2 protein-coding genes are annotated in these 1,747 nt (G+C 71.4%); both read left to right on the forward strand.

The annotated features are described in order from the left end of the window. Nucleotides 1-371 (forward strand): RICIN domain-containing protein (locus ACWEQG_RS38990; protein WP_452292683.1); only part of this gene is annotated, 371 nt, incomplete at its 5' end. Nucleotides 372-557: 186 nt separating this feature from the next. Further along, nucleotides 558-1,747, forward strand: a 1,190-nt coding sequence (locus ACWEQG_RS38995; RefSeq protein ID WP_452292685.1) for a poly(ethylene terephthalate) hydrolase family protein, incomplete at its 3' end; no start/stop codon positions are given.

Consider the following 1,747-nt stretch of genomic DNA (forward strand, 5'->3'; position numbering starts at 1 on the left):
GGGGCGTGGGGTCGGGTCGTTGCCTGGACGTGAACGGCGCGTCGCAGAGCAACGGCGCGACGGTGCTGATCTGGGACTGCAACGGCCAGAACAACCAGAAGTGGACCTCCACCAGCGCGGGCGAGTTGCGGGTGTACGGCAACAAGTGCCTGGACGTCAACGGCGGCGGCACCGCCGACGGCAGCGCGGTGATCATCTGGGACTGCAACGGCCAGAACAACCAGAAGTGGCGCCTGAACTCCGACGGCACGATCACCGCGGTCGGGGCCAACAAGTGCCTGGACGTGTCCGGGAACGGCACCGCCAACGGCACCAAGGTGCAGATCTGGTCGTGCACCGGCGGCAACAACCAGAAGTGGACCCGCATCTGACACAAGGCTCCGCCGGGGCGACCCCTCGCCCCGGCGGAGCACGGTGCGGCGGCCGCCGCCGGATCGGCGGATCCGGCGGCACGCCGCGCCCTTCCGGTTCCGGGCACCTGTAGAGCCGCTCTCGTCCGCGCCGGCCGCCTCGGCCGCACCCCTCGAACGCGAGGCCCCCATCCCGCAGGAGCAGTAGTGTCCTCACCGCAAGTCCCGGAGCCGGCCTCCCGCAGGGCGCTCCCCGAGTACGACATCGGACCGCGGCGCTTCGGAGCCGCCGTCCTCGCCGGGATCGTGGCCGTTCTCCTGGCGATGGCCGGCGCGGCGGGATGGCCGTCCGCCGCGTCCGCCGCCGACAACCCCTACCAGCGCGGGCCCGCGCCCACCGCGGCGAGCATCGCCGCGGACCGCGGTCCCTTCGCCACCGCCCAGGTGACCGTTCCCAGGGGCAACGGATTCGGCGGCGGGGTCATCTACTACCCGACCGACACCAGCCAGGGCACCTTCGGCGCGATCGCGATCGCCCCCGGCTTCGGCACCGCCTGGAGCTACTACGCCTGGCAGGGCCCGAGGCTCGCCTCGTTCGGGTTCGTCGTGATCGGGATCGAGACCAACACCCTCAACGACTACGCCGACGCCCGGGCCGCGCAGTTGCTCGCCGCGCTGGACTACCTGGTCAACAGCAGTTCCGTACGGGACCGGGTCGACCGCGACCGGCTGGCGGTGGGCGGCCACTCGATGGGCGGCGGCGGGGCCATCCTCGCGGCCGACCAGCGGCCCTCGCTGCTGACCGCGGTCGGGCAGGCGCCGTACGTGCCCGACGGCAGCCTGTCGGGCATCAAGAGCCCGACGATCATCTTCGCCGGCCAGACCGACGGAACGGTGACCCCGCAGTACGCCCAGAACGCGTACAACACGATTCCCGGCAGCGTCGAGCGCGCGTACGTCGAGATCGCGAACGAGGGCCACGGCTTCCCCGCCGGTGGCGGCGGCGGCAACTCGGGCGCCTTCGCGCGCACCATGATGATCTGGCTGAAGCTGTTCGTCGACAGGGACACCCGCTACGCGCCGTTCCTGTGCCCGTCGCTGACCAACGCGAACGGCATCTCCAAGTACATGGCCAGCTGCCCGCTCGACCCGCCCGGCGGCGGTCCGACGGCCAGTCCGACCTCGACCCCGACCTCCACACCCACCTCGACTCCGACGGGCACTCCGCCCGCAGGAGGCACGAGCGCGCTCAAGGGTGTGGGGTCGGGTCGTTGCCTGGACGTGAACGGCGCGTCGCAGTCGAACGGCGCGACGGTGCTGATCTGGGACTGCAACGGCCAGAACAACCAGAAGTGGACCTCCACCAGCGCGGGCGAGTTGCGGGTGTACGGCAACAA

The sequence above is a fragment of the Microbispora sp. NPDC004025 genome (genome assembly GCF_053604425.1).